Origin of the sequence: Mesorhizobium marinum (genome assembly GCF_040813675.1) — a bacterium.
In the GTDB taxonomy this organism is placed as follows: Bacteria; Pseudomonadota; Alphaproteobacteria; order Rhizobiales; family Rhizobiaceae; genus Mesorhizobium_K; species Mesorhizobium_K marinum.
The window spans coordinates 1-597 of sequence record NZ_JBFOCI010000040.1; the positions used below are offsets into that span (position 1 = coordinate 1).

Sequence of the window (597 nt, forward strand, 5' to 3'; positions counted from 1 at the left end):
CCCGCCGGACAACTCGGCTGGCAAGCTGTTCTCGAAGCCGCCGAGTTGCACCAACTCGAGCGCTTCCATCGGGTCCATGAAATTGCCGACCTTGGGGTCCACGCCGCCAACCTTGAACGGCAGCCGAACGTTTTCGGTCACGCTAGCCCACGGCAGAAGAACAGACTGCTGGAACACCATGCTGAACAAGCGCGACCTTCGCGCATTGGCGGGGGTGCCGCCGAATATCGACACAGAACCTTCGGTGGGTTCGATGATATCGGCGATCACCCGCAGCAGTGTGGACTTCCCGCATCCAGAATGCCCGATCAGCGTCAGAAACTCGCCCTCGCGGACAGCGAGCGACACGTTGTCAATGGCCTTGACGCTGCGAGCGCTTCCCTTGAAGGTCACGCCCACATTGTCGATGTCGATGGCCGCTCCAGCCGTCCTTTGAGAAGGCGCGGTTTCGGCTTGGCCTGTCCGTGTCGCCAGCATCGCGGCTACCTGTTCGAACGGTTGGAAGCCTTGAGGACCCGGTCGTCGAACACATCCGCAGCCTTCATGCCCGGCTTGATCTCCCCGATCTTCGCATAGAGGTCGAGGGTGTTCTGCCAG

At 61.3% G+C, this 597-nt stretch carries 1 protein-coding gene; it reads right to left on the reverse strand.

All coding sequences use genetic code 11. The features are described 5' to 3' along the window. The coding region (locus tag ABUE31_RS22760) for an ATP-binding cassette domain-containing protein (protein ID WP_367726049.1) at window positions 1–477 on the reverse strand (477 nt) is incomplete at its 3' end. Between the last annotated feature and the right edge of the window lie 120 nt (window positions 478–597).